The 26,999-nt window shown below is 36.2% G+C and carries 26 protein-coding genes; 13 read left to right on the top strand and 13 right to left on the bottom strand.

Going from position 1 to position 26,999, the window contains the following annotated elements; all coding sequences use genetic code 11:
- The first annotated feature begins 108 nt into the window (after nucleotides 1-108).
- Nucleotides 109-894, top strand: a complete 786-nt coding sequence (locus H6F62_RS00530; protein ID WP_190371072.1) for a hypothetical protein — start codon at nucleotides 109-111, stop codon at nucleotides 892-894.
- 9 nt (nucleotides 895-903) lie between these two features.
- On the opposite strand, the gene H6F62_RS00525 is transcribed toward H6F62_RS00530, so the two are convergent.
- From H6F62_RS00525 to H6F62_RS00515, 3 genes are all read right to left on the bottom strand, one after another.
- Complete coding sequence (locus H6F62_RS00525; RefSeq protein ID WP_137906457.1) at nucleotides 904-1,650, bottom strand: DevA family ABC transporter ATP-binding protein; 747 nt, start codon at nucleotides 1,648-1,650, stop codon at nucleotides 904-906.
- A 139-nt stretch (nucleotides 1,651-1,789) separates the two neighbouring features.
- Nucleotides 1,790-2,944 (bottom strand): ABC transporter permease DevC, encoded by a 1,155-nt coding sequence (gene devC / locus H6F62_RS00520; protein ID WP_137906456.1) that lies wholly within the window; start codon nucleotides 2,942-2,944, stop codon nucleotides 1,790-1,792.
- Nucleotides 2,945-3,018: 74 nt separating this feature from the next.
- Nucleotides 3,019-4,428, bottom strand: a complete 1,410-nt coding sequence (locus tag H6F62_RS00515) for an HlyD family efflux transporter periplasmic adaptor subunit (protein WP_137906455.1) — start codon at nucleotides 4,426-4,428, stop codon at nucleotides 3,019-3,021.
- A 3-nt stretch (nucleotides 4,429-4,431) separates the two neighbouring features.
- Between H6F62_RS00515 and H6F62_RS00510 the strand changes: the two genes are divergently transcribed.
- Nucleotides 4,432-4,572 carry a hypothetical protein gene (locus tag H6F62_RS00510; protein ID WP_190371071.1) on the top strand — a complete coding sequence of 47 codons (141 nt, stop codon included), beginning with the start codon at nucleotides 4,432-4,434 and terminating at the stop codon, nucleotides 4,570-4,572.
- A gap of 655 nt (nucleotides 4,573-5,227) precedes the next feature.
- Here the strand turns inward: H6F62_RS00510 and H6F62_RS00505 are convergent.
- The 5 genes from H6F62_RS00505 to psbP form a co-directional block, all read right to left on the bottom strand.
- Nucleotides 5,228-5,956, bottom strand: a complete 729-nt coding sequence (locus tag H6F62_RS00505; protein ID WP_137906454.1) for a phycocyanobilin:ferredoxin oxidoreductase — start codon at nucleotides 5,954-5,956, stop codon at nucleotides 5,228-5,230.
- A gap of 55 nt (nucleotides 5,957-6,011) precedes the next feature.
- On the bottom strand, nucleotides 6,012-6,365 hold the full coding sequence (locus H6F62_RS00500) for a DUF86 domain-containing protein (RefSeq protein ID WP_137906453.1): 354 nt from the start codon (nucleotides 6,363-6,365) through the stop codon (nucleotides 6,012-6,014).
- Nucleotides 6,355-6,645: a nucleotidyltransferase family protein gene (locus H6F62_RS00495; protein WP_137906452.1), complete on the bottom strand. Its 291-nt coding sequence runs from the start codon at nucleotides 6,643-6,645 to the stop codon at nucleotides 6,355-6,357. Before H6F62_RS00495 ends, H6F62_RS00500 begins: the two co-directional genes overlap by 11 nt.
- 92 nt (nucleotides 6,646-6,737) lie before the next feature.
- A complete protein-coding gene (locus H6F62_RS00490; RefSeq protein ID WP_137906535.1) occupies nucleotides 6,738-7,331 on the bottom strand; it encodes a nucleoside triphosphate pyrophosphatase in 594 nt (197 codons plus the stop codon).
- 73 nt (nucleotides 7,332-7,404) lie between these two features.
- Complete coding sequence (gene psbP, locus H6F62_RS00485) at nucleotides 7,405-7,950, bottom strand: photosystem II reaction center PsbP (protein WP_190371070.1); 546 nt, start codon at nucleotides 7,948-7,950, stop codon at nucleotides 7,405-7,407.
- A gap of 511 nt (nucleotides 7,951-8,461) precedes the next feature.
- Between psbP and H6F62_RS00480 the strand changes: the two genes are divergently transcribed.
- The 4 genes from H6F62_RS00480 to H6F62_RS00465 all read left to right on the top strand — a co-directional run bounded on the left by H6F62_RS00480 (nucleotide 8,462) and on the right by H6F62_RS00465 (nucleotide 12,403).
- Entirely contained in the window at nucleotides 8,462-8,794 is a 333-nt protein-coding gene (locus H6F62_RS00480; protein ID WP_137906450.1) for a hypothetical protein, read from the top strand.
- A 61-nt stretch (nucleotides 8,795-8,855) separates the two neighbouring features.
- Nucleotides 8,856-10,958: a pentapeptide repeat-containing protein gene (locus tag H6F62_RS00475; RefSeq protein ID WP_137906449.1), complete on the top strand. Its 2,103-nt coding sequence runs from the start codon at nucleotides 8,856-8,858 to the stop codon at nucleotides 10,956-10,958.
- A gap of 53 nt (nucleotides 10,959-11,011) precedes the next feature.
- Nucleotides 11,012-11,506 (top strand): hypothetical protein, encoded by a 495-nt coding sequence (locus H6F62_RS00470; RefSeq protein ID WP_137906448.1) that lies wholly within the window; start codon nucleotides 11,012-11,014, stop codon nucleotides 11,504-11,506.
- A 120-nt stretch (nucleotides 11,507-11,626) separates the two neighbouring features.
- Nucleotides 11,627-12,403 carry an ion transporter gene (locus H6F62_RS00465; protein WP_137906447.1) on the top strand — a complete coding sequence of 259 codons (777 nt, stop codon included), beginning with the start codon at nucleotides 11,627-11,629 and terminating at the stop codon, nucleotides 12,401-12,403.
- A 39-nt stretch (nucleotides 12,404-12,442) separates the two neighbouring features.
- Here the strand turns inward: H6F62_RS00465 and H6F62_RS00460 are convergent, their stop codons facing one another.
- The 3 genes from H6F62_RS00460 to H6F62_RS00450 form a co-directional block, all read right to left on the bottom strand.
- Complete coding sequence (locus tag H6F62_RS00460; protein WP_137906446.1) at nucleotides 12,443-13,036, bottom strand: Uma2 family endonuclease; 594 nt, start codon at nucleotides 13,034-13,036, stop codon at nucleotides 12,443-12,445.
- A gap of 61 nt (nucleotides 13,037-13,097) precedes the next feature.
- Nucleotides 13,098-15,350 carry an ATP-dependent helicase gene (locus tag H6F62_RS00455; protein WP_242025881.1) on the bottom strand — a complete coding sequence of 751 codons (2,253 nt, stop codon included), beginning with the start codon at nucleotides 15,348-15,350 and terminating at the stop codon, nucleotides 13,098-13,100.
- Nucleotides 15,351-15,469: 119 nt separating this feature from the next.
- Nucleotides 15,470-16,543 (bottom strand): RuBisCO accumulation factor 1, encoded by a 1,074-nt coding sequence (locus H6F62_RS00450; protein WP_190371068.1) that lies wholly within the window; start codon nucleotides 16,541-16,543, stop codon nucleotides 15,470-15,472.
- A gap of 304 nt (nucleotides 16,544-16,847) precedes the next feature.
- Here H6F62_RS00450 and ubiE point away from each other — a divergent pair, with 304 nt between their 5' ends.
- Complete coding sequence (ubiE, locus tag H6F62_RS00445; RefSeq protein WP_137906443.1) at nucleotides 16,848-17,537, top strand: bifunctional demethylmenaquinone methyltransferase/2-methoxy-6-polyprenyl-1,4-benzoquinol methylase UbiE; 690 nt, start codon at nucleotides 16,848-16,850, stop codon at nucleotides 17,535-17,537.
- Nucleotides 17,538-17,547: 10 nt separating this feature from the next.
- Entirely contained in the window at nucleotides 17,548-18,777 is a 1,230-nt protein-coding gene (locus H6F62_RS00440) for a DUF445 family protein (RefSeq protein ID WP_137906442.1), read from the top strand.
- A 122-nt stretch (nucleotides 18,778-18,899) separates the two neighbouring features.
- Here H6F62_RS00440 and H6F62_RS00435 read toward each other — a convergent pair whose 3' ends face one another.
- A complete protein-coding gene (locus H6F62_RS00435; protein WP_137906534.1) occupies nucleotides 18,900-20,612 on the bottom strand; it encodes a diflavin flavoprotein in 1,713 nt (570 codons plus the stop codon).
- Nucleotides 20,613-20,852: 240 nt separating this feature from the next.
- Nucleotides 20,853-22,571, bottom strand: coding sequence for a diflavin flavoprotein (locus H6F62_RS00430; protein ID WP_137906441.1), 1,719 nt, complete (start codon nucleotides 22,569-22,571; stop codon nucleotides 20,853-20,855).
- 323 nt (nucleotides 22,572-22,894) lie between these two features.
- On the opposite strand from H6F62_RS00430, the gene H6F62_RS21140 reads away from it, so the two are divergent.
- From H6F62_RS21140 to H6F62_RS00410, 5 genes are all read left to right on the top strand, one after another.
- A complete protein-coding gene (locus H6F62_RS21140) occupies nucleotides 22,895-23,026 on the top strand; it encodes a hypothetical protein (protein WP_255501491.1) in 132 nt (43 codons plus the stop codon).
- 460 nt (nucleotides 23,027-23,486) lie between these two features.
- Nucleotides 23,487-24,185, top strand: coding sequence for an acyltransferase (locus H6F62_RS00425; protein ID WP_137906440.1), 699 nt, complete (start codon nucleotides 23,487-23,489; stop codon nucleotides 24,183-24,185).
- 259 nt (nucleotides 24,186-24,444) lie between these two features.
- Nucleotides 24,445-25,086, top strand: a complete 642-nt coding sequence (locus H6F62_RS00420; protein ID WP_028083111.1) for a hypothetical protein — start codon at nucleotides 24,445-24,447, stop codon at nucleotides 25,084-25,086.
- Between the two features lie 102 nt (nucleotides 25,087-25,188).
- Entirely contained in the window at nucleotides 25,189-25,998 is an 810-nt protein-coding gene (locus H6F62_RS00415; RefSeq protein ID WP_137906439.1) for a pentapeptide repeat-containing protein, read from the top strand.
- 250 nt (nucleotides 25,999-26,248) lie between these two features.
- On the top strand, nucleotides 26,249-26,992 hold the full coding sequence (locus H6F62_RS00410; RefSeq protein ID WP_137906438.1) for a DUF561 domain-containing protein: 744 nt from the start codon (nucleotides 26,249-26,251) through the stop codon (nucleotides 26,990-26,992).
- Nucleotides 26,993-26,999 lie beyond the last annotated feature (7 nt).

Raw genomic sequence — 26,999 nt, 5'->3', positions numbered from 1 at the left:
AAAAATTTAAGTAGTGTAGTCAGGCCTGGAAAACCAGCCCAAGGTTGGCAATGCACTAGGTATATTTCAACAATCAAATATTAGTCTTATAGTTAAAGGTTGCAAATTATGTCTAGTACAAATTTTCTCAATCAATCTTCTTTACCGAAGATCACAAAAACGACTCAAGCCGTAGTTGTCAATGAATCCCAAAGTCCACCATTGCTACTATTTGCCAGTGGAGGAATGGTTTTAGCTCTGATTGGTGTAATTGTTTATAGTAAAATTTTATTGCAGCAGAGTGAGAAAAAATTAAATTTTGAAAGATTCCGCACACAAGAATTAGACAAAAAACTGAAGTTAGCTTTGGAAACTATTCGCAAACTGGAAAATAATCCCGATTTAGCTGACTCACGGCATTTTAATCTAGATTATCTGCGAATGCGGATGTCAGAGGATGTATTCCATTTAGCCCTGATTAATCAAATGAAAATCAAGGTTAAAGATAAGATATCTTTGGCGCTGCGTCCTGGTCAATCGGGACAAGGATCTGTGGGAGTTGCCAGTAGCAATCATGGTAAGCAAATAGATGAAACTTTTGATATTGAATATGAAACCGGTGTAGCACCGAAAATTGTGAAGCGGGTACTATTCCGAATACAAATTCGATTAATTAAGTTACCAATTCAAGCCACTTCTACTACTATCTCCCAAATAATTAATTGTATAGAAACTTACCTGCTGCCCAGTGAAAATGGCGATACCTGGCAACCGACTATTCAAGGTCGGATTGTTTATATGCATTGGGATCAAAAGGCGAAACCTACGCCGCTGCTTGTACTGGAACAATTAAGTGAAGGGGTGAATGTGACATTCAAAACTACCCGCAAAGCACCTGTAGTGACAATATACTAATAAGCAAATTCACGTTATTAGACTGTTATGATTATTTGTCTTAGAGTCGTGATTCAAAGCGACATTTTGAGCATCACGGGTCAGAAGACCATCTTCCATTTCCACAATGCGATCGGCAATATCTAAAATCCGGTTATCATGGGTAACAAGTAAGATAGCAGTTCCCTGATCTTTAGCCAAACGTTGCATGATTTCTACTACATCACGTCCTGATTGTTTGTCTAATGCCGCTGTTGGTTCATCAGCCAATACTAAAGGAGGATGATTGACTAAAGCGCGAGCGATCGCTATTCTTTGTTTTTGTCCACCTGATAAATTATCTGGATAGTAATTAACACGTTCTTGTAAACCCACAGATTTCAGCATAGCTTCTGATTGAGAAATAGCTGCTGATTGGGAAATACGATGATTTAATTCTACAGCCATTTGCACGTTTTGTCTAGCAGTTAAAAAACCCAATAAATTGTGAGCTTGGAAAATATAACCAATATTACGACGCATCTTTACTAGTTTACTTTGACTTGCGCCGCACAGTTCTTCACCTAAAAATTTTAGACTTCCTTCTTGTACCGATCTTAAACCACCAATTAGGCTCAGTAATGTTGTTTTACCTGAACCTGATGGACCGGTCATAATTACAATTTCTCCGGCATATATTTCCAAATTAATATCAAATAAAATCTGTTTTCTTAGAGATCCTCTACCATAGTAGTGATTAATGTTTTTAATAGTTATTACAGGTTTTTTGTTGATCATAATAGAAAAGTTGAGAAGAAAGATGGAATAATCAGGGCTGATAAACCTTTAAGCATAACCAGGGCGGTTAAGATAACCACCCCACAAGAGTTTTAATTTTAGGTAATATGTAAGTTAAATACCTATTATGTATTACCTATTAAAAAATATCTGCTGGGTCCGCAGAACCCAATTTACGAATAGCAATCATTCCCGAAATAAAGCACATTAAAATAGTTAACATGATTACCATAATAGCGCGATTATAACTCATGAATATGGGTAAAAGAGTAGCGTCTCTAGCAACATTGTACAAAACAAGAGCGCAGGCAAATCCGGGTAAATAACCGACAACAGCTAATAAAAAAGCTTCTTGAAGGATCACCGTTAATAAATAATTTTGAGTGTAACCTATGGCCTTGAGAGTAGCATATTCAGATAAATGATCTGTTACTTCTGTATACAAAATTTGATAAACAATGACAGTTCCCACAATAAAACCCATAATTGTCCCTAATGTAAAAATAAAACCAATAGCCGTACTACTTGCCCAATAATTTCTTTCAAATTCAACAAATTCCTCCTTAGTTAGAACATTAATACCTGTAGGTAAATAACTTCGCAAATATTGAGCCACTTGATTAGGATCTGCGCCAGGTTTTAACTTAATTACCCCAATATCAATTAGTCCCCGTTGACGATTATTAAAAATTCGCAAAAAGTTAAGATCGCTAGTAATTAAATTACCATCTGCACCAAAAGATGCTCCTAAAGTAAATAATCCACCCACCTTAACTTGTCGTCTTCTTACTTCAGCAGTGACAATTTTTCCCTGATTAAAACTATCAGTAATCGGACCATATTCTACCCGAGAAGAACGATCATATAAAACCACATCAGGAAGTTTAAGTTTATTTAAGTTTTCATTTACTCCGGGTAAATTAAACAAATTAACCTCTGGATTTATGCCGAAAATCAAAATACTGCGAGGGCGACCTGTAACGGGATTTCTCCAGCTTGTATAGTCTAAATATATGGGATGTACTGATTGAACTGTGGGTAAATCTAACGCCTTATATAAAGTTCTTTGGGAAAAACTTTTCATTGATAAAACAGCATTAGATTGATTATTAATTAAAATCACATCACCTGCTAAACTGCTGTGCATTCTGACGTTACTATAATAGAGTGCATCCCGAAAACCCAATTGCATGAACATTAAAATATCAGCAAACGCAATACCTGACAAAGCTACCGCTAGGCGAGTTTTTTCTCTTGTCAGTTGTAGCCAAGATAAAGGTATTTTCACTGCCATTTTTTAGCTTTTTTTGATTTTGGAAACAATTAATTAAGTAGTTTAACCTGAATATTTTTCAGAGAAATAGGAAGTTAATTAGCATTAATTTCTACCGTAACTTTAGCATTAGTTAAACCAGAAACTTGCTTATTAAACTCTGGAGATAAAGCAATTTTTACTTCTACAACTCTAGCATCAATATCTGCTGCCGGGTCGTTATTGAGAACATCTTTCTTGCCAATTTTTCTACCAATTTCCGTAACTTTACCCTTTAATTGACCATTAAATGTGCCATTATCACTGGAAATAGTAGCAGTTTGACCTAAACGGATTTTACTAATACTATCTTCAGGAACTTCTGCGACTACAAACATTTGATCGGTTTGTCCAATTTCCGCAATCCCATTTACACCCATCATCTCCCCTGATTTAGTATGAATTTTTAATATTTCACCGGAACTAGGAGCTTTAACATAACTTTGCCGAAGTTCTGCTTGAGCTTTTCTCATTAAGGCAATTGCATTAGTAACTTGAGCTTGAGCTACTTGAACATTTAGTGGACTAACTACTAATAGACGATTTAATTTTTCTCTTTCTTCGTCTATTTGTTTTTGCAAAGTGGCTATAGTTTTATTGCGGTTAGCGGTAGCTTCAATTAACTGCTGTTGTAAAGTATTTAGAGTTTTTACTTGATTAGCTCTAGCTTCAGAAATTTGTTGTTTTATAGTAGCTATTGCCCGTTTTAAACTAGCTTGACTTTCAATTAATTGTTGATTAGTTGTCACTGCATTTAACTGTCTTCTATCTCGTTCTTGCTGAGAAATAGCACCTTGTTTGTATAAAAATTCATAACGTCCAGAATCTACTTGAGCATTGCGTTGTTCTGCTCTAACGCGCTCAACTGTAGCTTTTAAAGACTCCCTTTGTCCCAATAGTTCGGCCTCTAAACGGGTAACTGTGGCTTCTTGGGCAATTTTCTCACCACTTAACTGAGCCGCAATTCTGCTAATCATGGCTTGTTGAGCTTCCTTTTCCCCGGCCAATTGGGCTTGTAATCGGGCAATAATGAATTTTTGGGCTTGAACGTCCTTAGGAGAACCCGCACGCACCTGGGCTAAATTCGCGCGGGATTCTTGCATTTTGGCTTTGGCTTCTTCGACTACGGCCATACTGGTATCGCGGTTATCTAAAATAGCCACAACCTGCCCTTGTTGTACTCGTTGTCCTTCTTTAACTAGAAGTTGTTGGACTCGTGAATTACCTGATAAACCTGCAGGAGCGGAGAGTTTAATAATTTCTCCTTTTGGTTCTAAACGTCCTATGGCGCTAATAGTATTCGGAATTGGTGCTACAGATACAGCAGAAGTCAGTTTTTTCAATTGTTCCATTCTGGTTGTAGCTAGTAAACCGGCAGCTAATGCTACTGGTAAGGCTACAGCAACACTTAACCAAACTTTAGGTTGTTCAACCTTAAATTTCGATTTTTCATCCACCGTTGACATGATATGTTACCTATTGATCTGAATTGTGGTGATGAAACTAAAAAAATTAACTTAGCTATAGGGGAATTAGTCACTTTATGGATTAACTTAGTGACTATGGAAAATCCACATTTTTATGGCTTGATTTTGACAACCATTGTTTAATTGGTATGATTGACTTTGGATAAACTACATGATGATCATCTTAATCTCTATCAACTTTGACCTTAATTTATTCAATTAATAAATTAAAGTTTAAAACTTTGATTTTTAGAGTTAATTGAGGAGAATTTGCAAGTCTTTTTAAGATGACTAGCACTTTTTAAAACATCTGTTTAATCCCTTACTTTTATGTGAGAACGTCAAGAAGATTTAATATCTACAAAACACATAAAAAATCTAACAGCACAGGAAATAGATGATAATTTTACCAATTAATAATCACTAGTTATCGGCTTAAATTAGATAACTAGAAATTTGGCTGATTAACTTTAGTTTCCCGTCCGAGAAGTATCAGTGGTGATCACTTCATGTAAATTCTACATTTATTGATTGAGAGAAAACGTAACACAACTTACAGTTAGAGTAATAGAGTAATAATGGCAAGTATTTGGCTATCAGAGATGATTTATAAATTTATAAAGTAATCTTAAATAGTAATCTTAAATAGTAGGGTGTGTTAGTGCCAGCTTAATGCAGTTTATGTATTGATATATATCGGTGCATTACGGCTAATTATTAATATCTAATTATTAATATCTCAAACTCCTAAATATTCTATAACCGTAACACACACTACTTAATATTTACCGCTGAATGCTTACGGTAAGTCAAATAAAACTGTAGTCATATAATTTTCTGCCCATTCTGTACCAAAAGCTTTTTCTAGAACTCTCCGGGTTTTATCATTTTGTTGTTGTTTTGTACAGTAGTTATGTTGTCCAGCAATAATTTGAGCTACTTTTTCTGGTGCCACTGGACTAGATGCAATTGCTTGTGTACAATGTATTTCTAGAAATGACTTGACTTGAGATAAAAAACTTATTTCTTCTGCGGAAGAAGTAGGACGAATAAACAGACAAAAATCAGAAAATATATTTCCCCATTCTGGTAATTCACGAGGTTGAGAAAAGTTGGGTTTAGTTAATTCCCTCAGTTGAGAATTATAACCATCTGGTAAAATCCGATCTAAATTTACAGGAGAAAGATCAGCAATAGCGGCACTAATTTGACCTCTACCTCCAACTAAATCACAGCCAAACATGGGTATATCATATTCTGGACGGGGAAACATCACACAATGAAGAATATCTAACATATTCCCCACCCTTGCTAGTTCTAAGTGCATTTTGCGAAACTGGGAAGTTTGATAACAACGATTTTCAATAATCAATTTTTCTCCCTCTAGTCTACCTTCCACATATCCCAACTCCGCAGGTAAATGGTATGGTGATAAGTCTAGGTGTTGATGCCAAACTGCTTCAATACAATCAGCTAGTTGACGAATTAGGGGATGTTGTTGTTCGCGCAAGGAAGGAGTAAAGGACATATTATTTAGGAAATACAATTTATTTGTTAGTTTACAACTATCTGCACCAGATCAACTATTCTTCTGATATTTCTCTCTCCAGTATTTCTTGTAATTGTGGTAATAATGGGGATAAATCATTTTGAATAGTTTCCCAAATCCTACTCAAATCAACTTGAAAATATTCGTGAGTTACCACATTTCGCATTCCTCCCATCAAACGCCAAGGTATAAGAGGATAGCTTAACTGAATATCGTTCGGTACATTTCTAGTAGCCTCTCCAATCACGATAAAATCATAGAGAACAGCTTTGACAATCGTTTGATTTTTTGCAAATTCTTCAAAGGTTATATCCCTTGTCCTTTGTTCAATTTCATTGATAGATAAGACAATATCTTGAACGCGAAGCCGCCAATCTCTAAAAGGCACGAATGATATCCTTGAATACAGGTTTTCGCAAATGTTCTCTCAAAGCATCCTGAGTTCCCAAATCTACAGGACATCCCAGAATATCTTCTAAATAATACTGCACTCGCAAAAGTTGAAACAACCCACCCGGACGATTAAACTCCACTAAAAAGTCTATATCGCTATCTAAAAGAGCTTCATCCCGCGCTACTGAACCAAACAAATTAAGGGATTTTACTCCCAATTCCTGCAACTTTTCTCGATGTGCTGCTAAAGTTGCTATTACCTCATCTCGTCTCATGGTTTGTTTTCGGAAACTAATTTCATATTCAGATAGTAGTCTCTATTTTCTAACATTTTCTCTGAGAAAAATTGGGAATAATAATTACCTAACTATCCCCAAAAATCTGTCACTTCATATCCTAATTCTCCGATCATTTCCCGTAATAGAGGTAAACTTAAACCAATGACGTTACTATGACAACCCTCGATTTTTTCCACAAATAAACTCCCGTACCCTTCTAAAGCAAATGCTCCAGCGCATTTGAGGGGTTCACCTGTTTTTACATAGGCTTGAATCGCGCGATCGCTCATTTTAGCAAAATACACCCTAGTAACTTGACAGTTGACAAGATGCCGATTTTGTGCAGTGTCAATCAAAACATGGCCTGTATACAAGTCGCCAAAATTACCTTGCATTACTTGCCAACGAGCGATCGCTTCTTGATCATCTGCTGGTTTACCATGGATTTTACCATTAATTGCCAAAACTGAATCACAACCCATGACCAAAGCTGATGGAAATTGGGAAACTACAGTTTCCGCTTTAGACTGGGCCAAAGTTTGTACCAATTCCCCGGGTTCATTGAGTTGTATTTGCGACTCATCAAAATCACTAGGGCAAATTATTGGGTCAATACCGACAGTTTGTAGTAAACGACGACGCGCAACGGAAGCAGAAGCAAGGACAAATTGCGGAATTTTCATGTCTTGAGTCTTGATCATTAGTAATTGGTAATTTACCCTATTCCCGTCCCCATTTTTAATTATCAATACACAATTAATACACAGTAAAAGAACTGACAACTTCATCAATCATGCGTTGTATTTTTTTCCAGCGTTTCTGGGGTACTGACGCATTAAAGGTAAAAAGCTTACTACGACTTACAGCCACACTAGAGATATTGTGTCTTTTTTGTCCATTAGGAAGTTTAACTTCATATTCTAGAAAGTAGTAGATTTTACCATCTACTTCCCTTTGCGCCGCGTTAATTAATTCAGCAGTACGGCCAGAATCAACAGGAGCAAGAGCCGCTTTTCCCAACTTATAACCGACTTCTGAAGGTGTTCCTAGTTCTGACAAAGTTTTACCAGCAGGAACGGGACTAATAATAACAGAGACATTTTCTGATACTTCAATTAAATCGTGAAATACCACATCAGGTCCATCAGCAACCTTCACTTGTAACCAACCATTAGGATAATTAAACTGATAACCATCAGCACTATCTACAAAGCTTTTAAGTCCAGCAGCTTCAGCTAAACTGGGATTAATTATGCTCAAGCTCAACAGCAATAATAAAATTAAAGTAACTCTTTTGCACATTTTTTAAGATTCCTTTGGTTTGTCAGCAACACAAAGCAGGGATGATTTCCAGTTTTTATTCTCTCACTAATAGGAGATGTCTAATGAGTAAAAAGGTAATTACTGTTATGCAACTACGCAAATAAGTGTAGTTATGCAGATAGTGACAAATTCAATAGAATTACTATAGGAAAAAATTAAAACATCCTGAACTTACTGGTCAAAAGGAGAAAAATCTGCCTAAGTTCCCATGAAAGTCAATGTTCCCAGTTGTTACCCAGGTAAATTTTATTTTCCCAATTTAGTCAAGGCTTGTATTCTGGGCATCTGGCCGACTAAAATGATCCAAAATAAATGCAACCAAGTACCAATCATAATTTCTGAATATTTCTTTTTTCAGTAAAACATCATTGGACGTTAAATTGTATTAGTGATAATCAATATAGCGGTTATCAGTTGGACGAGAACATACAATTATCATTAAACCTAGATAGTCGCCTAAATTTCCACCCTATTACCCACTCCCTGTGATATGAACTCTCAACCAGAAGAAGACTTACAGCGTCGTCTGCAAAATCTAGAAGCAGAAATCAAGTCCACTGGAGTTAATACCCAAGGACCAAAGGCACAGACACCTATCACAAGTTTCTTTAAATGGAACTTATATTTAGAAAGATGCAGAATTTGGTTTAATAGTTTATCAACAATTAAAAAGCTGGTAGTTACAGGTATAGTCATGCTTTTAACTGTTTGGATACTGCAAACAGTATTTGCTTTAGTCGCTTCTGTAATTAGTTTGGCAGTTTTGGCGGGGTTAGTGTATCTTGGATACAAATTTTTTGTTGCTGACAAAAAAGGGAAATAAGCAATAGCCTATTTTCATCACTCTGACACTGGTATAAAATAAATTAATAGGTAATTATCCAATGGCGAATCCAATTATGGGGAGAAGCAGTAATCAATCTAGCCACCCAGAAGAACCGAAAAAAGTCAATATTACATCACTAACAGCTAGGCGTTTTGCGGCTTGGACGGTGGAAATAACCCTCTTTATTGCCAGTGGGTTAGTTCCTTATGCTTTGGGTGCATATATAGATTCCCGTAGTGATATCCAGCGAGTCCCCCTCAATCCGATCCTAGTAGTCACAGAAAAAGCGATCGCTAGACCTCTAGCATTACCCGTAAATTATGGTATTCGTAATGTAGCCTGGCCGACTAATATCCTGTGGACTCTAGCTGTATTATTACCCACCACCTTTTCCTGGTGGCAATTGTATTTATTAGCTCAAACCGGTAGTACCATTCCCAAGCGTTGGTTTGGTGTGCGGGTGGTTAATGCAGAAGGAGCAGCCCCCGGATTAAGTGCAATAGTAGTCAGAGAAGGATTAGGGCGCTGGACTGTACCAGTTTCCGCAGCTTATCTGCTCTGGCGCTACAGCTTTATTTTTCCCAACTTATCTCTGTTTACATCTTTAACTATGTTAATTATCCTGGCAGAGGCAAAGGGTTGGCCTGGACAAAAGCATCACCGATCCTTTCATGACCAATTAGCTCGGACTTATACAATAGACGCTAAAAGCACTTTCAGTCAGTCTGGTGAAGAATCAAAAATACATGAAGATAATGTAGATAGTTTCTCCAGTCAACAATCTATTTCCAGCCTTTCCCAGAGAAGCAATTCTAATTTCAGCCTGTTTTTGGTGGGGCTGACTAGTATGATTGCTGTATTATCAACTTTAATAGGTACACAAATCTATATCCAAACCCAAGAAAGCCAACGCAGAAGCGAACAAACTAATAGCCAAAAGTTTGTTGAACTCATTAAAGCACTTAATCCCAACAACGGTGTTACCAATGAAGAGCGTCAAAAAACCGTTTTAGCATTGGGTAGCATGAATGACACACAATCCATAAAATTACTAGTTGATTTACTGGTAAAAGAAACAGACCCCCAAACCCTGGATACGATTCAACAAGCTTTAACTAATACAGGGCTAAAAGCCATGCCAGAATTAAAGCGCGTGAATCAGTTTTTAGCTGGGGAAATAGAATCTATGGGGAAAAGTTCAAACTGGGAATTTAGACAAAATCAGTTAATTCTCACCCAGCAGGTAATCAACAAAATTCTAGCTATCTATGGTGGCAAAATTAACAATATTGACTTGAGCAATGCTCAATTAGGTTCTCAAGGATCTGGGGGAAATTCGTCATTCAAATTGGTACTAAACAACGTTGATTTATCAGGAATTGTCTTGAAATCTGCAAATCTCAACCAAGGCAATTTCCAAGGTAGTCGTTTCCGTAGTGTAGGCGAAGATGGACGTTGGGATACTTACGATGATACCATGGCAGATTTAAGTAACGCTCAGTTAAAGCAAACTAATTTTACTGATGCCAATCTAAGTCGTATTTTGATGAATCAAAGTGATTTAAGTCGCGCTACTCTTAACAAAGCCAACTTATCCTATACCCGGTTATTTGGTGCTAATTTAAGTAGCGCCCAGTTAGTAGGTGCAGATTTACGCAATGCACTCTTAGAAAATGCCAGCTTAACTAATGCAGATATAAGCGATGCAAATTTAACAGAAGCAAATTTATATGCGGCTCATTTAGTTCGTGTTTCTGCCGTCGGTACACAATTAGCTTATGCAAATTTAACTAAAACTGATTGGCAAGGTGCAGATTTATCCGAAGCCTATTTAGATTATGCTAATCTTAGTGATGCGAACCTCAGTACTACTCGACTTACTGGCGCTAGTTTGCAATCAGCTAACTTAGAAAACGCCAATTTACGAAATGCTGATTTAAGTCGTACCGATTTACGGGGAGCAAATGTAGCCGGAGCGGATTTTCAAGGTGCAATTCTGTTTACAGGTAAACAAGAGTCAGACAAATTTGTAGAAACTCCTGATCTTGGTTCACAAAATGCTTCAGTTCAAGGAGTAGATTTTAGTAAAGCTAAAAATTTAGATCCTCAACAATTAGCCCTAATTTGTACTAAAGGTGGACTACATTCTCGTTGTCCATAAATACAAATAATCACAAATTAACTTAGTATTTAGATTCTGCTAGGAGTGGTGTGATGAAAAAAATTCAGCATTGGTTTGGACTGATGTCTGTAGTCACAGTTTTGGGTTTAGCTGTCAACTCTCAACCCGCACAAGCTCAAGTAGCCTATGGTAGTTATGTTGGCATTGGTCCTACTGTTGGATTGACGGAGGATAGTCAATTAGGTGCAGTCCTGGCTTTTCGTTATAAGTTACTGGAAACCCCTATTTCTTTCCGCACTCAAGCCTTAATTGGCAAAGGAACAGCAATAGTACCTACTGTTTCCTATGATATCCCTCTCAACTGGCAAACTGATGCTTATTTAGGTGCTGGATTAGTCATCAATAGTAGTGATGCAGTTTCTCCTGTAGGTAATAAAATTAGCTTTGCTTTGCAACCAGGAATTGATTACGTTGTTCCTAATAGTAATACTGTGATTTTTGGTAATGCTATTATTGCCTTTGATGCTGATCGTAATAGTGGTAGTACGGCTTTATCTTTACAAGGTGGAGTGGGTTTAAGGTTTTAATGGTAATGGTTAATAGTTAATGGGTAATTGGGGAAAAATAACAAATAACTAAATAACTTAACTAAGAGTTTTGTTTAAATTTAAAATTGTAATTATTCCCCATAATTTTTTGGATGAAAAATGGTGATAAATCGAGAAAAAGTAGAGTTTTACCTAACAGATATAGAAACATCTATAGGTAAAGTAATTAGTTTAACTATCGCTTTATTAGTGTTAGTATCTTCAGGGATTTTTGTCGCAGAAACCTATAGTATTCCTGAAGATGCTCACTTAGAGTTAAGAATATTAGATACTTGTATATTAATGATATTTGCTGCGGAATATTTATTGCGCTTATGGAGTACGAAAGATAGAGTTAAGTATATTCTGAGTTTTTATGCAATTATTGACTTAATGGCAATTCTACCATCTTTGATCGGATTAGCAGATATTAGTTTTATCCGTTTATTACGCTGGTTTCGTATCTTACGATTACTGAGATTTATTGACAAAAAATTTTTAATTGGTAGTATTAGTAATGAAGATAGTGTAATTTTTGCCAGAATATTATTTACTTTATTTGCCATAATTTTTGTTTTCTCTGGGTTAATTTATCAAGTCGAACATCCACTTAATCCCCATAATTTTAACACTTTTTTAGATGCCTTTTATTTCTCAATTGTGACAATGACAACCGTGGGATTTGGTGACGTGATTCCCATTTCTGAATTAGGTCGTTTATTGACAGTATTAATGATTTTAACAGGAGTGGCGCTGATTCCTTGGCAAATTGGAGATCTAATTAAACGATTAGTAAAAACAGCAAATCAGGTGGAAACTATTTGTGAAGGTTGCGGTTTAGCTTTTCATGATACAGATGCTAAATTTTGTAAAAGGTGTGGTCAACAATTAAAGTGATGAATTTTTATCTTTTTAATCCACAAGAGTGACGTAAGTTTAAACAATTAGATCTTCTCCAGCAGCAGTTCCAAAATTTACATCTTCATACACATCTGCTATAGAACAGTTAAAGTTTATACTTTCTAAATGAATATTTTCCCCAGGTTCATAACTATAAAGTACCCATTGTCCTTCTGAGTTACGACGAAAAACTTCTACACTGATGCGGTTTTGACTCACTAGTACATATTCCTGAAGTGATGGTAATTTTCGGTAGTCAGCAAATTTATCACCTCTATCAAAGGCTTCTGTGGTAGGGGATAAGACTTCGATAATTAAACAGGGATAACGCAGAAAGTTATGAAAAGCCTTGTCTTTTTGGTGACAACTAACTATGACATCAGGATAGTAATAGGTATTAATTGACTCAATATGTGCCTTTGTATCGGAAATATAAGCTTGACAACCACTTCCACGCAGATGGTTTCTTAACATTGAAGCAATATTAAGTGTAATAATTACATGAGTATTACTAGCACCTGCCATTGCGTAGACTTCTCCGTCCCTGTATTCATACTTAATAGGACTGTTTTCTTCCCCTTGGAGATATTCTGTGGGGGATATGTAGTTATAACTTGGAGTTGCGACCATAAAATTTCGTTGTTAGTTATTCATTGCTAATAATCAATTATTAATTAATAATTATCAATTGTCAATTGTTGCAGATATTTTGAATAAATTGACGTTTTAAAGCTGCAAAAACTGGACAAGGGGTTGTTGGTTGTAAATTCTCCGGTTTATTCCAAGTAAAAGGGGCTTTTTCAGCCGCAGACATCCATAACAGTTTTTTTGCTCTCGTCATAGCAACATAAAGTAAACGATATTCCTCTGCAATTTTCAGATATTTTGATTCTTCTCCAGCTTGCTGAATATCAGGTATGGGTTTTTGATGAAGGAAAGCGCGAATTTGAGCGCGTGCGACTTCTGATAAACTAAAATCCCCTAAAAATTGGGACTGGGGGGGAATCCAAAATCTTCCCGGAATTAAGTTTTCATGGAGAAATGGCAAAAATACATAATCCCAGTCTAACCCTTTGGCCTTGTGCATGGTGATAATTGTTAATTGTCCTTTTTGGGTATATTGTTCTTCAATATTTTCTGTTTCTACTGGTTCAAATTTTTCGGAACTGACAATTTCAATTAAAGTTGATATCATCTTTCCCGTGGAACTATTACTAAAAATTTGCTGATTTACCCGTTCTGCAAGTTTGTCAGCAGTAGCTAATTCTCCTTGGTTATATTTTAATGTTAAAGCGAAAAAAGAAATTATTTGATAAAAAGGTAATTCTAAATAAGCGCGAAGTAAACTCCGACAAATATGAGCCGCTTTTTGAACTATTTCTGTTTGAGGTGGGGTTAAAGGTCCTGGATATAAAAATTCTTCGGGAACAATAGCTAGGGTGTTAATATCTTGGGTAGGAATTAATTGACGTTCTACAAGCACATCTAAAGTGGCTTTCAGATAATCAGCGGAATGAGGGCGATCGCAAAATTGTAATAATGATAAAATCTCTTGAGGAACATGAGAACGTCGTTCTTTTTCTCCCACATCATAAAGTTTGATTTTATGCTCTTGACATATTGGTTCTAAAGCAGTAGCTAACCATCTTCCTTGACGATTTTCTCGCACTAATATCGCTGCGGAAGATTCACGATTTTCTGTAAATAACTCAATTACTCTTTGGGAAATTAGTTCAACTGTATGATGTATGTCTTTGGGGGTATAAAGTTCTAATCCTCTCCCTACTGGTTCAGGGTTTTGTTTACCGTCACTGATATCTAAAGGGTAAATTTTCTGATTTATAAATGGTGTTTGTCTGCTGTTATTTTTAGCAAAGTTCTGATGATTTACCCATTCTAAAACAAAGTTAGCAGCATCAATAATTATTTGTGTACTGCGACCAGCTTGAGACATTTTAGCTAGTCTATTTTTACTTTCACAATCTTGACAAAATTCCCGAAAATAAATTGGATCAGCAGGGGTAAATGTAGAATTAACGGCTTGATTAGTATCACCAACTCTGATTAAATTTAATGTTTCTTGACTAGCTAGTATTTCTAATAACCTGGTTTGCAATGGACTGGAATCTTGAGCTTCATCTTCAAAAACAGCTAAAACTTTATTTTGTTCAATCCGACGAGCGCTAGGATTTTCTAATACTTTCAAAGCGGCTAAAATCATATCATCGTAATCAATAAAATCCTGTAATTTCATAAATTCTCGATATTCTGTATACAATCCTGCTGCTACTGTTAAAATATCATATTTATCTGGATTTATTTGACTCCATTTTAATAAATCTTGTGGTAATATTCCTGAACTTTTGGCCTCATGAATAACAGTATAAGCCAAATCTGGTAATACTTCGGTTCTCAGCACTGACTGACGACGTAATCTTTCCGTTTCTTCTCCATCAAATTGTTGTCCTGCAAGTAATTTAAGATAAAGTTGGGGATGATTAAAAATCCATCTTTCTACCGCTATATGAATAAATCTGTGACTTTGATTTGGTGTAATTAGGGTCGCATTTTCTAACTGTAAACCCGATAAATCAGGATAACGACTAGCAATAATTAAAGCTAAAGCGTGCAAAGTATAAACTGCAAATCCTGTTTGTGGTAAAGATAATTTTTTTAAATTTTCCCGAATTTTAGATTTAATATTCGCAGTCGCAGAACGGGTAAAAGTAACAACTACTAACTGTTTATATTCTTTATTACCTGTATTTAAATAATATTGATATTGACGAGCAATAGCAATGGCCGCAGCCGCAGCCATTCCCGTTGATTTTCCCGCTCCAGGAACGGCAGCCACCGCCAATGGACCCGATTGCCAATCAGCCATTTGCGTTTGTCCTGGACGCAATTTAGCCCTAATTTCGGCAATATTTTCTTTTAGTTTCATAATAGATGATTGGTCATTAGTCATTCTCTTGTGGGGTGGGCTTCTAGCCCGCCCAAGTATATAAATTAAATCCTTCTTAGTAGATTCTTGTTAGCCTAGCTATTACCTTTCTTGATCAATTATTCATCAATTTGCCAAGCATCTTTGGTAAATTCTTCATCTAGAACTTTCTTTGGCCGAACTAAAACAATCATTTTTCCCAATAAGGGAATTTTTGGTGCAGTTTCAAACCATTGGAAGTCAATACTCTCCCCATTATCAAAAACAAAGTAGTTGGAAATATCCCATTCTCTTTGAGCGCGATCTATGACAATCATAATCGGTTCAACTTTGCTTTGATGGGGGTTAGGGAAAATATCACTATTACCAATGACTACAACGGGATCTTCTGCATTTAATAGCACTTTCCACCCAGGTAAAGATACCCAAGCTTGTTCCCCGGCAAATTTGACAATCCGAAATGGTTGAATCTCCGTAATCAATGGTACAGCTTTTAAGACTTCTGGTGTTAATGGTAACTCACCTATGACGGGTAAAATCCGGGGTAAGTCTTCATCAGATTCAAGACGGTAAAAGGGGAGGATAGGTGGAGCAACTTTGGGAGCAACGCTAAAATCCATTAATAATTGTTCTAATTGCTTTCTAGCACTCTCCGAATGGACAAAACGTAATCCCTTAGCTATTAAGCGCGATCGCTCGGACAAGTCAGATTTTTGTTTAGCGAATTTCCAAGATTGATAAGCGACTGCATCCCCCGGATGTTTACTGAAGCCTTCTGGTAAATTAGGAAACCAAGAAAAATCTTTAACTGCTTTGGCTATATCCCTGACTACATCCGCATCAAGCTTGTATTCAAAGGTTAAATCAGCGGTATTAGCACGGTCTTCTTGATTTAGTCCACGCAATTCATATAACACATCACTGCTTTTTTGCTTGTAATATGCTAATGTTTCTGCTGATGCTCCACATTTTTCCATAGAAGCATAAACTTGAGAGCCAACAATTACCTGATTCTGTTGAATTGGTTCAAATCCTGTTGCTTCAAAGATAGTCTGAGGATTATAACCGTTTTTTTGCAAGTAAGCGATAGCTTGTCCCCATTCTACCCAAGAACCCTGTTTTTGTCTCAGCTTCACTAATAATTCTGTAGCTGTATCCTCAAGATTTTGAGAATTGGGCTGTATTTCTGTCATAATTCAATTAAAAAGCAATTAAAAATCTGCGTATAATAAGTTTTAAACAACTCGTTATAGGCCATTATTGAGTCACTTATACGAGTATATCACTAAAGCTGGTCACTATGGAGAATTAGGGACTGACAAAAAATAAATTACTAATTTTCCTGGACTGTGTTGATAACGCACCAATATTCATAAATTAAATCTATTAACGATGCGTTACTAGTCGCTAACGCACCCTACAAGGTAAAAATCCCCCAGTTGAAACCGTCAGTTGGTATGATCAGGTTTAAATTAAAATTATGCTTTTTCCTGAAAAATGACTAACGAAATTCGTACTATATTTAACCGCATTGCTCCCGTATATGATCAACTCAATGATCAATTAAGTTTAGGACAACACCGAATTTGGAAAGAAATGACAGTCAAATGGAGCGCCGCTAAACCTGGTGATACTAGCTTAGATCTATGTTGCGGTACTGGTGATTTAACCTTTCGTTTAGCACGTCGTGTGGGAATGACAGGAAAGGTTTATGGAGTTGATTTTTCCCCTAATTTACTGAATAATGCTCAAGAACGCTGCAAAAATTATTATCCTCAACCTCCGATTAATTGGTTAGAGGGCGATGTATTAAATTTACCTTTTGAGACTAATTATTTTGATGCAGCTACTATGGGATATGGATTAAGAAATGTTAAAAACATTGTCAAAAGTCTTCAGGAAATATACCGTGTTCTCAAACCAGGAGCTAAAGCTGCGATTTTAGACTTTCATCGTCCCAGTCATCAACAGTTACGCGCTGTGCAACAGTGGTATTTAGATAATTGTGTAGTTCCTATAGCCACTAATCTTGGTTTAAAGGAAGAATATGCTTATATTAGCCCTAGTTTAGACCGTTTTCCCACGGGTAGGGAGCAGATAGAGTTAGCGCGTCAAGTTGGTTTTCAGGAAGTTACACACTATCCCATTGCGAACGGTATGATGGGAGTATTAGTAGTAATTAGGTAATCCAAAAGCCGTGGATTTGTCTCAAATCTTATTATATGTATCACCCCCAATTCTAGGTGGATTAATTGGCTATTATACTAACGACATAGCCATAAAAATGTTGTTTCGTCCCTACAAACCAGTTTATATTTTTGGGAAAAAAGTACCATTTACTCCTGGGTTAATTCCTAGTAATCAAGAGCGGTTAGGACAAAATATTGCTAATGCGATTATGAAGTCGTTACTGACTCCAGAAGAACTGCAAAATCTAGCGCGGAAACTTTTACAACCTGAACGGTTACAAGGAGGAGTTCTTTGGTTATTACGTTTGCTATTTGAGCAAATTAAAGATGATAAAAACCCCCGCACTACTAAAATTGTAGCGGGAATTTTACGGGATTTATTGGGTGAATCTTTACCCCGTCTTTTGAGGGTATTAGCACGACAAGAAACATTTTTAGAAACTCAAATTAACCAAATATTTGATAAGGTACTACTAGAATTTCAACTCACTGAAGAACAATCTATCCGGTTAGCTGATTGGTTATTAGAGATAGTTTTACCTCCTGATAGATTACGACAAATTATCATTGATTTCTTAACAGATCGGACAATTCAAACTATTGATGAAAGCTTTCGAGAAAAAACCAGTGGTACTTATTGGGTAGTTGCAAATTTGTTTGGTTTAAAGAATACTCTAACTCGGTTACGGACATTTTGCTTAGATGAAAAAGAAGCAACCAATGAACGATTACAAGAATTAATTAAAGATTTAAAAATGCGCGATCGCATTAAGGGATTATTACAGAATTTATCTTTACAAAATCTCCCCGTCGGTACTGTACGTCAACTGCGAAAAACTATTAGGGATAATGTGCGTCAATACCTGCAAAATAGTGGTAGCAATTTACTCAAAGAATTAACAGAATCCGCTGACTGGGAAAGGATCTCTATTGTATTACTAAATCGCTTGAGTAGTTCACCAGCTGTCAATACTTCTTTAGAAATAGTTGCTGGGGATTTGACCTTAATTTTAGAAAAGTACCTAGAGAAAGATTTAGAAATGATTGTAGCGCAAACAATTCCCATTTTATCTATAGATCAAGTAATTGTAGAACGAGTAAAAGCTACATCACCGGCTGAACTAGAAGATGCTATTGAAGGAATTGTCAGAAATGAATTACAAGCCATTGTAACCTTAGGTGGTATTTTAGGGTTTTTTGTCGGTTTATTACAAACCGGATTTTTATTCTTTAATTAACCTAGAAAGCACCTAGTTTATGTATTTTTGGGCGGGCTAGAAGCCCACCCCACAAGAGTTAAAGACAAAGAATTAGGGTTTCTAAAACCACCCAGAAAACACTTTTTTCCTTCTTCTCCTAATTAATAATATGAGCCTGTTTTCCGGTGGTTAATAGCAGTTATCGCATCAGGTTTGAGTAATTTACCATTATCTACAGTTGCATATATTACCCAATGATCACCGCATTCTAGCCGCTGCTGTACTGAACACTCTAGATATGCACAAGCATCGGTTAATACTGTACAACCATTGTCTGCTTCCGCTGTAGGGAAGTTAGTAAAGCGGTTTTCTCCGGGTTGGAAATTTTTGCGGAAATGTTTCATATATTCCAAGTGAATACCTTCAGGGAGGATATTCAGCGCGAATTTACCACCGGGATATAATAAAGATTCGATCGCTCTATCCTTGGCGATCGCTACCGTAATTCCTGGTGGATTAAACGTAGCTTGAGACACCCACGCCCCCATCATTCCCGTAGAAAAATCCCCTTGTTTAGCTGTAATAACGCATACAGAACCGATAATCCGACCTACGGCTTGTTCCGTAGGGGTTGCTGCTTGTTGGGGAACACGGACTTTCTTGGCCTTTCGCAAGCTTTGAGCAAAATCTGTACCGACTTCTTCACAATATTTAAGAGTAACCTCATCAGGTTTAAATTTTACCTTCAAAGTATCAAAACCAAAACGATATCCAGCGTCTCTAAGTTTACCTTCTACTAAATCTAAAGCTTCACCACTCCAACCATAAGATCCAAATACTCCCGCAGGTTTACTATTATCACCCGTAGAAAGAACAATACCTAAAGCAGTATGAATAGGTGTAGGTGCGTGTCCTCCAATAGTGGGAGTTCCAATAATAAAACCATCTGCTTGTTCTACAGTAGTACGAATTTCATCAGCAGAAGCAAATTCACAATTAACAGATTTAACCGCAACTCCACCTTTTGTTAATCCTAGTGCCATTGCTTGTGCTAAAGTTGCAGTATTACCGTAAGCAGAAGCATAAAGAAGTGCTACAGATATTTCTCTATCTTTTTGGGCGCGACTCCACTCATGATAAGATTTTGTTAATTCAATTAAACTAGTACGGACTATAGGTCCATGACCTACAGCATACATTCTCACTTGTAAATCAGAAATTTTTTCCAAAGCTGATTCTATATATGTCGCATGGGGAGCCATAAGACAATTAAAGTAATAGCGTTGATCTTCTTTAAAACTTTCCCAGTGATCATCGAATACTTCTTCACCACAAATATGAGCGCCAAATAACTTATCTGTAAACAGAATTTGCGTTTTTTGATCATAGGTACAAAGTGCTTCTGGCCAACGAGGACTAGGAGTAGGTAAAAATTTTAAAACATGATCTTTACCTAAATCTAGTGTTTCTTTTCCTCGCATAACTAAAACTTTAATATCTTGGTCAGTGAAAGCCGCACGTAAATTATTAGCAGCAGGAAGAGAACAAACAAAAGTAATTTGTGGCGCAATTGCTAAAATTGCTTTTAACGTTGGAACACGATTAGGGTTAAAATGTCCTAAGATTATGTAATCTAATTTCTGAACATTAATTGTTTTTTGTAACGCTTCTAAATAAATTTCTGTAAATCCTTCTGCTGGTGGGTCTGTAATAGCAGTTTTATCTGCTTCTATTAAATAACAGTTAGAAGTAGTACCGCGTTCTAGTGCATATTCAATTTCAAATCTGAGCCGTGATTTACTACGCGCCCTTAGAACTTTTGTATTAGTACCAATAGGTAAAATTTGTACATCTCTGGGTCGGGAATCATTCATAGATACCTGTTGAGGTGAAAAAACTTGAGAAACCCAATTTTTAGCTGATTCAACAGCGTTAGAAAAAGAATCTGGAATTGACATATTAATTATCTGCAACGAGTAAATAATTATCTAGATAATGAACAATTTTTAATTGATAATAGATTATTACCAATTAAAAATAAGTAATGGATTAAATGCAATTAAAAATGGATAATAAAAATTTATTTATTGTTTATTATCCATTATTTATTGTAATTAGTAGTAATTTCCTACTTTGCGATGACGAACTGCTGTAATACCATCGGGTTTAGAAACTTTGCCATCATTAACAATGCAATATAAAATCCAATGATCACTACATTCCATACTATTAATAACTTCACATTCCATATATGCGAGTGCGTCGCTAAGAATAGGTGAACCGTTTTTAGCAGTTTGGATTTTTACATCTGTAAATCTATCAATACCGGGAAGTAAACGTTTAAGAAAATGTTTTTTTAGGTCTTGATAATTCCCTTCTTCAAGAACATTAAGAACAAAATGATCATTGATTTGTAGTAAACTATCAAGAGCGCGATCTTTAGCAACAGCAATAGTAAAACCTAAAGGTTGTAAACTAGCTTGTGTTACCCAAGAAGCAATCATTGCACCACTAACATCACCTTTTTTAGCAGTGACAATATATAAACCATTGCTAATTCTTCCCAACGCTTTTTCCATATTCACGTCAAGAGCTTTGATTTGTTTAATATTGCGTTCTCGTACTAACAATTGTCCTAAACTAGTTCCTGCTTCTTGGCACAGTTGATAGATAGATTCATTAGGTGTTTCTTTGATACGAATAGCTGGGAAAGCTTCTTTAATACCTAAGTCAATAAATTTGCGTCTCAGGGTATCAATTGGTTCATCATCTCCACCATAAGATTCAAATAAACCAACTACTTGTTTATTTTTAGCAACTGCTAATAAAGAACTAATTGCGGCTTGTGCTTTAATTGCACTAGTAGGAGGCATACCAATAATTAAACCGGATGATCTTCCTGCTAACTCTTGAATTTCTTGGCTTTCTGCGGTGCTAAGATCCAATATTTCCACACCGATACCGGATTTTTGTAAACCCTCAGAAATACTATGTCCTAAAAGATCACTATATCCATAACCAGAAACATAAAATAAACCAACAGTAGTTTCTGTTTTCGTTTGTTTCTGACTCCAATTCTGATAAAATTCAGTCAGAATATCAAGATTATGATAAAGCAATGGACCATGGCCATTGGCAATAATTTTAATTTTACCAAGTTCACCCATTCTCTTCATAGCATTTAGTAAAGAACGAGCATTTGGACCCATTAAACAATCATAATAAAAGCGAAAATCAGCTTCAATTGCCTCTAAATCTTCGTCGAAAGTGCGATCATCACAGAAGTGCATCCCAAAAGCATCACAGGTGTAGAGAATTTGAGTTTTGCGATCAAAACTAAAGATAGTATCTGGCCAGTGTAAATTTGGCGCACTAACAAATTCTATTTCATGATCTTGACCAATTTTGATTCGATCTCCACTTTTAACAATGCGTTTAGAAAAAGGTTCATGTACCAAACCTTCTAGAAATTGTAAAGCCACTTTCGATGCTAAAACAGTTGCTCTGGGAGCTAATTGTAAAACATCTTCTACTAAGCCACTGTGATCAGGTTCAGTATGACTAACAATGATATAATCAATACTTTTAGGATTAACTAAACCTTTGAGAGTGTCTAAATAAAGTTGACGAAACTTCTGATGAGAAGTATCAATTAAAACTGTTTGTTCACCCCTAATTAAATATGAATTATAGGTTGTACCATTTTGTAACCCAAATTCAATATCAAAACGATCTCTATCCCAATCAAGAGAGCGAATTGCGGTGGTGTTGGGAGCAATTTCTACAGTTTGTATAGTTAATCGGTTCTGAATGTTCTCTGAGATAGCTACCATGATTTCACAACAGCAAATAAACAATTATTTCTTCTGCCCCCCATTCTCCCTATTATTTTTTTTTAAAGCTGTAATGAAAAGTATATTTTGGGAAATTAAAATTGTGATCATAAATACATTTTTAGAGAGCATTCCCGCTACACTTGTATTAATGATAAATCTCTGTTGATTTTTAAATCTTCATAATTTATCCTTAAACTTTACTATTACTTCATATTTATTTCATAAATGTCTTTTAAGATAATAGAAGGACATTATTTATGTCACTATAAAGGCGTTTTATACGAAAATTAAAAGTGCATAAGTAAATTTTTTGACATACTATGATTACAACAGCGGCAGATTCTAAAAATTGGCTGCAAAGAAGCCGTTATAGTAATCGGGGAAGTATTTATTTATTTGCTCCGATGGTTAATTTTAATGTGATGGCAGAAGTTGGAGATACTCCCCCCTGATTTGAGGTGATTGTACTTATCAGGAAATTTGATGAATAATTCAATAATTACATTTTGATGGTAGTGATAAAATTTCACCTCTATTTTGCAATTGCGTAAAAAAATGTAATTCGATTGAAATAAATATTTTGGTATTTTGTAACTGAATATCTGAATTATAATAGCTTGTTAAACTGCTAAATTATGTGCAGCAATAGTTAGCAATTTGATGTGATGTTAAAGCATTAAATCTCAGTATATCAGTTCTAAACATCAAAAAGTATTTTCTCTAATTTCCAGTTAGTAAATATCAGATTGAAAATTGCCTTGGGTTTTCATATTGGTCATATTATTTTTCTATAAATCTGTTTGATAAAAATGCAGATATAGAAATATATATGGTTATATAGTAGCGAGATTTTTTAGGCATTTCATAATTCTGCCCATCTCCAATATCACATTAGTTAGCAGCAATAAGGTTATGAACAAAGTACAAATATTTTCCAAGTTTAAGCGGCTTCAAGAACTTTTTCTAACTACTTTTATTGGCGATATACCAACAATTTTTGGTGGTGTAAAGTTACGTAATTTACTTTATAAATTTATTTTTTATCGGCTAGGTAGCTCAGTTTATCTTCAAGATGGCATTGAATTTATTGGCACTGATTCTATTGAAATCGGTAATAGAGTTTATATTTTTAAAGGAGTTCGTATAGATGGAAGAGGACACGAAAATAATAGAATTCATCTAGAAAATGGAGTTATTGTTGAGCATAATGTTGTCATAGGGTCACTTGATCATACTTATATCGAAATCGGTCAAGATACTTTTATTGGACCTGGTGTTTGTATTGCTGGACCTGGAAATATTAAAATTGGCAAGCAATGTTTAATTGCAGCCCATACTGGGATATACGCTAATAATCACAATTTTGCAGATCCAAGTAAGTCAATCAAAAGCCAAGGTGTTACTCGTCTGGGAATCGTAATTGAGGATGATTGCTGGTTAGGAGATGGTGTAAAGGTCTTGGATGGTGTCACTATCGGCAAAGGTAGTGTTATTGGTGCTGGTGCTATTGTTACTAAAGATATTCCTCCATTCTCAGTAGCGGTGGGGGTACCGGCACGAGTAATTAAAAACCGCGATGGTAAGGAAGTTATCAAGTTTACAGTCAACTAGATTCCCGACTTCTAGTATTTCAGAATGTCCAAGATTAAAGGATAAACAGGATGAAAACAGGGATTTTATCACCAATTACCAATTACCCATTACCTATTACCAGTCTCAACTAGATAACTAGCAACTTGAGTTATTAGACATCTTGTGAGTTATCAAGCAAGGAGTTGGGGGCTGAAATTACCCAATCAGTCCACTTTCACGGTAAACTCTTTATGTTGCAATAAAAGACATTTACCGTCATGACTGGAGAATTAAGACTTTGGGCATAGAACTACGCAGTTTCGTATTTCTAGACAACCTGCAACCTCAACACGCTGCATATATGGGAACAGTAGCCCAGGGTTTCTTACCATTACCAGGGGATACATCCTTATGGATTGAGATTTCCCCTGGTATCGAAATCAATAAGATTACGGACGTAGCCCTCAAATCTGCTTCTGTCCGTCCCGGAGTGCAAGTAGTAGAACGTTTATACGGACTTTTAGAGGTACATTCTGGCTCTCAGGGGGAAACACGAGCCGCTGGGGATGCGATTTTGGCGTTTTTGGGCGTGAAAAAGCAGGAATGTCTCAAACCCCGTGTGGTTTCTAGTCAGATTATCCGCAATATTGACGCGTATCAAACTCAATTGATTAACCGTACTCGTCGAGGACAACTGTTATTAGCAGGACAAACTCTGTACGTATTAGAAGTTGAACCGGCAGCTTATGCGGCACTAGCAGCTAATGAAGCGGAAAAGGCAGCACAAATTAATATTCTGGAAGTTCAAGCTGTGGGTAGTTTTGGCCGACTTTATTTAGGGGGAACGGAACAGGATATTTTAGCAGGAGCAGCAGGAGCGTTAGCAGCAATTGAAAATTCACCTGGTAGGGAAAATCCTCAAGGTAAGCGGAACGAATAAACAGTTAAAAGTTAAAAATTAAAAGTTAAAGATTTTTTCTGATCATACAAATGAGGTATGAAACTCTTTAATTTTTGTTAATTTTTGAGCAAGGAGGAAAAAATGGCGAATCAACAACATCTTAATTTATTACGATCTGGGGCAGTTATTTGGATAGAATGGAGAAATCAACATCCTCAAGTTGAAATTGATCTTAGTGGTGCAAATTTATTAGGAGAAAACCTGCGAGGGGCAAATCTCGCAGGGGTAAATTTCAATCAGGTCAATTTAGCTCATGCTTTGTTAGTGCGAACTAATTTTAGTCAGGCAAATCTGAGTAATGCTATTTTTTATGAAGCTAAATTAATTGCAGCTAATTTGAGTCAAGCTAATTTGAGTATTGCTAATTTGAGTGGAGCAATTTTGACCGCAGCAAATTTAAGTTATGTAAATTTAATTGGTGCTGATTTAAGCGGAGCAAATCTAGAAAATGCTATGATTAATGATGCTAATTTAATTGGTACAAATTTTCAAAATGCTAATTTAAAAAATGCGGATTTATCAGGGTCAAAACTTATTCGTAGTCATCTCAGTTTTGCTAATTTAATGGCAGTTAATTTAATTACGGCTAATTTAAGTCAAGCTAATTTATATGAAGCAGAATTAATCAATGCTCAACTTTATCAAGCTAACCTACATCAAGCTAATTTAACTAAAGCTCATTTAGGAAACGCATTTTTATCTAAAGCTAATTTAACGGAGGCTAATTTAACAGAAACCGATTTAAGTTGGGCTAATTTAAAAGGTGCGAATTTAGCAGGTGCAAATTTGCAAGGTGCAACTATTAGGGGAGCAAATTTTCAGGGAGCAAATCTAAAAGGGACGATTTTAGAGGATAAATTAGAATTATTAACCCCAAAAAAATGCAATTAGAAGCAATGGAAAAAACCAGGTTATGATATAAGTTATGATCTAAAACTTAGGATGGACTGCATTAGATTACTCCCAGGGAAAATTATACAGGCGGGAGAAGTAACTATAGATAGAAAGTTGGCAAGTGATAAAGTGAACATAAATACTCTAGTATGCAACATTAATCGCCATCAATTTTTTTTCAAAATCAAATCTGGCCAGATTTGATGTAAAAATATTCCTACTGAAAGAAACTGCTCTCATAAAAATTATGACTATGTATCCTGATTTCCAACGTGCATTCGCCCATCCTGTGCTAAAAGTAATTAGCGGTTTGAATAACTTCAATGCTGCTAGTGTCGCTGCGACTGTTAAAGCCGCTGATTTGGGTGGTGCTACTTTTGTAGATATTGCTGCTGATGTAGATTTGGTAAAGTTGGCTAAAAGTTTGACTAAATTACCTATTTGTGTATCTGCTGTTGAACCGGAAAAATTTGTAACGGCTGTGGCTGCTGGCGCTGATTTGATTGAAATTGGTAATTTCGATTCTTTCTACGCTCAAGGGCGCAAATTTGAATCAGAGGAAGTTTTAGATCTAACTTACCAAACCCGTGCCTTGCTGCCCGAAATTACCCTGTCTGTAACCGTTCCCCATATCCTTACCCTAGATCAACAAGTACAACTAGCGGAAGATTTGGTAAAAGCCGGTGCTGATATCATTCAAACTGAGGGAGGTACTAGCAGTAACCCTATTCACCCCGGTACTTTGGGATTAATAGAAAAGGCTGCTCCCACCTTGGCCGCAGCTTATGAAATTTCCCGTGCGGTTTCTGTGCCTGTACTATGTGCTTCGGGTATTTCTAATGTTACCGCACCAATGGCGATCGCTTCTGGTGCAGCTGGTGTTGGTGTCGGTTCGGCTATTAACCAACTCAATAGCGAAATAGCCATGATTGCCGCTGTCCGTAGTTTAGTAGAATCCTTAGCTACTGTCAATACCCGAATATTTGCGTAATAACTAG

It is taken from the genome of Anabaena sp. FACHB-1391 (assembly GCF_014696755.1).
GTDB classification, from domain to species: Bacteria; Cyanobacteriota; Cyanobacteriia; order Cyanobacteriales; family Nostocaceae; genus Dolichospermum; species Dolichospermum planctonicum.
Note: the sequence above shows the minus strand (reverse complement) of the source record. Positions and strands in the feature narration are given on the sequence as shown.

What these genes read in the sequence shown, in the direction of transcription:
- H6F62_RS00530 (WP_190371072.1), top strand. Translation starts at nt 109, where the DNA reads ATGTCTAGTACAAATTTTCTCAATCAATCTTCTTTACCGAAGATCACA.
- H6F62_RS00525 (WP_137906457.1), bottom strand. Translation starts at nt 1,650, where the DNA reads ATGATCAACAAAAAACCTGTAATAACTATTAAAAACATTAATCACTAC.
- devC (WP_137906456.1), bottom strand. Translation starts at nt 2,944, where the DNA reads ATGGCAGTGAAAATACCTTTATCTTGGCTACAACTGACAAGAGAAAAA.
- H6F62_RS00515 (WP_137906455.1), bottom strand. Translation starts at nt 4,428, where the DNA reads ATGTCAACGGTGGATGAAAAATCGAAATTTAAGGTTGAACAACCTAAA.
- H6F62_RS00510 (WP_190371071.1), top strand. Translation starts at nt 4,432, where the DNA reads ATGTTACCTATTGATCTGAATTGTGGTGATGAAACTAAAAAAATTAAC.
- H6F62_RS00505 (WP_137906454.1), bottom strand. Translation starts at nt 5,956, where the DNA reads ATGTCCTTTACTCCTTCCTTGCGCGAACAACAACATCCCCTAATTCGT.
- H6F62_RS00495 (WP_137906452.1), bottom strand. Translation starts at nt 6,645, where the DNA reads ATGAGACGAGATGAGGTAATAGCAACTTTAGCAGCACATCGAGAAAAG.
- H6F62_RS00490 (WP_137906535.1), bottom strand. Translation starts at nt 7,331, where the DNA reads ATGAAAATTCCGCAATTTGTCCTTGCTTCTGCTTCCGTTGCGCGTCGT.
- psbP (WP_190371070.1), bottom strand. Translation starts at nt 7,950, where the DNA reads ATGTGCAAAAGAGTTACTTTAATTTTATTATTGCTGTTGAGCTTGAGC.
- H6F62_RS00480 (WP_137906450.1), top strand. Translation starts at nt 8,462, where the DNA reads ATGAACTCTCAACCAGAAGAAGACTTACAGCGTCGTCTGCAAAATCTA.
- H6F62_RS00475 (WP_137906449.1), top strand. Translation starts at nt 8,856, where the DNA reads ATGGCGAATCCAATTATGGGGAGAAGCAGTAATCAATCTAGCCACCCA.
- H6F62_RS00470 (WP_137906448.1), top strand. Translation starts at nt 11,012, where the DNA reads ATGAAAAAAATTCAGCATTGGTTTGGACTGATGTCTGTAGTCACAGTT.
- H6F62_RS00465 (WP_137906447.1), top strand. Translation starts at nt 11,627, where the DNA reads ATGGTGATAAATCGAGAAAAAGTAGAGTTTTACCTAACAGATATAGAA.
- H6F62_RS00460 (WP_137906446.1), bottom strand. Translation starts at nt 13,036, where the DNA reads ATGGTCGCAACTCCAAGTTATAACTACATATCCCCCACAGAATATCTC.
- H6F62_RS00455 (WP_242025881.1), bottom strand. Translation starts at nt 15,350, where the DNA reads ATGAAACTAAAAGAAAATATTGCCGAAATTAGGGCTAAATTGCGTCCA.
- H6F62_RS00450 (WP_190371068.1), bottom strand. Translation starts at nt 16,543, where the DNA reads ATGACAGAAATACAGCCCAATTCTCAAAATCTTGAGGATACAGCTACA.
- ubiE (WP_137906443.1), top strand. Translation starts at nt 16,848, where the DNA reads ATGACTAACGAAATTCGTACTATATTTAACCGCATTGCTCCCGTATAT.
- H6F62_RS00435 (WP_137906534.1), bottom strand. Translation starts at nt 20,612, where the DNA reads ATGAATGATTCCCGACCCAGAGATGTACAAATTTTACCTATTGGTACT.
- H6F62_RS00430 (WP_137906441.1), bottom strand. Translation starts at nt 22,571, where the DNA reads ATGGTAGCTATCTCAGAGAACATTCAGAACCGATTAACTATACAAACT.
- H6F62_RS21140 (WP_255501491.1), top strand. Translation starts at nt 22,895, where the DNA reads ATGATTACAACAGCGGCAGATTCTAAAAATTGGCTGCAAAGAAGCCGT.
- H6F62_RS00425 (WP_137906440.1), top strand. Translation starts at nt 23,487, where the DNA reads ATGAACAAAGTACAAATATTTTCCAAGTTTAAGCGGCTTCAAGAACTT.
- H6F62_RS00415 (WP_137906439.1), top strand. Translation starts at nt 25,189, where the DNA reads ATGGCGAATCAACAACATCTTAATTTATTACGATCTGGGGCAGTTATT.
- H6F62_RS00410 (WP_137906438.1), top strand. Translation starts at nt 26,249, where the DNA reads ATGACTATGTATCCTGATTTCCAACGTGCATTCGCCCATCCTGTGCTA.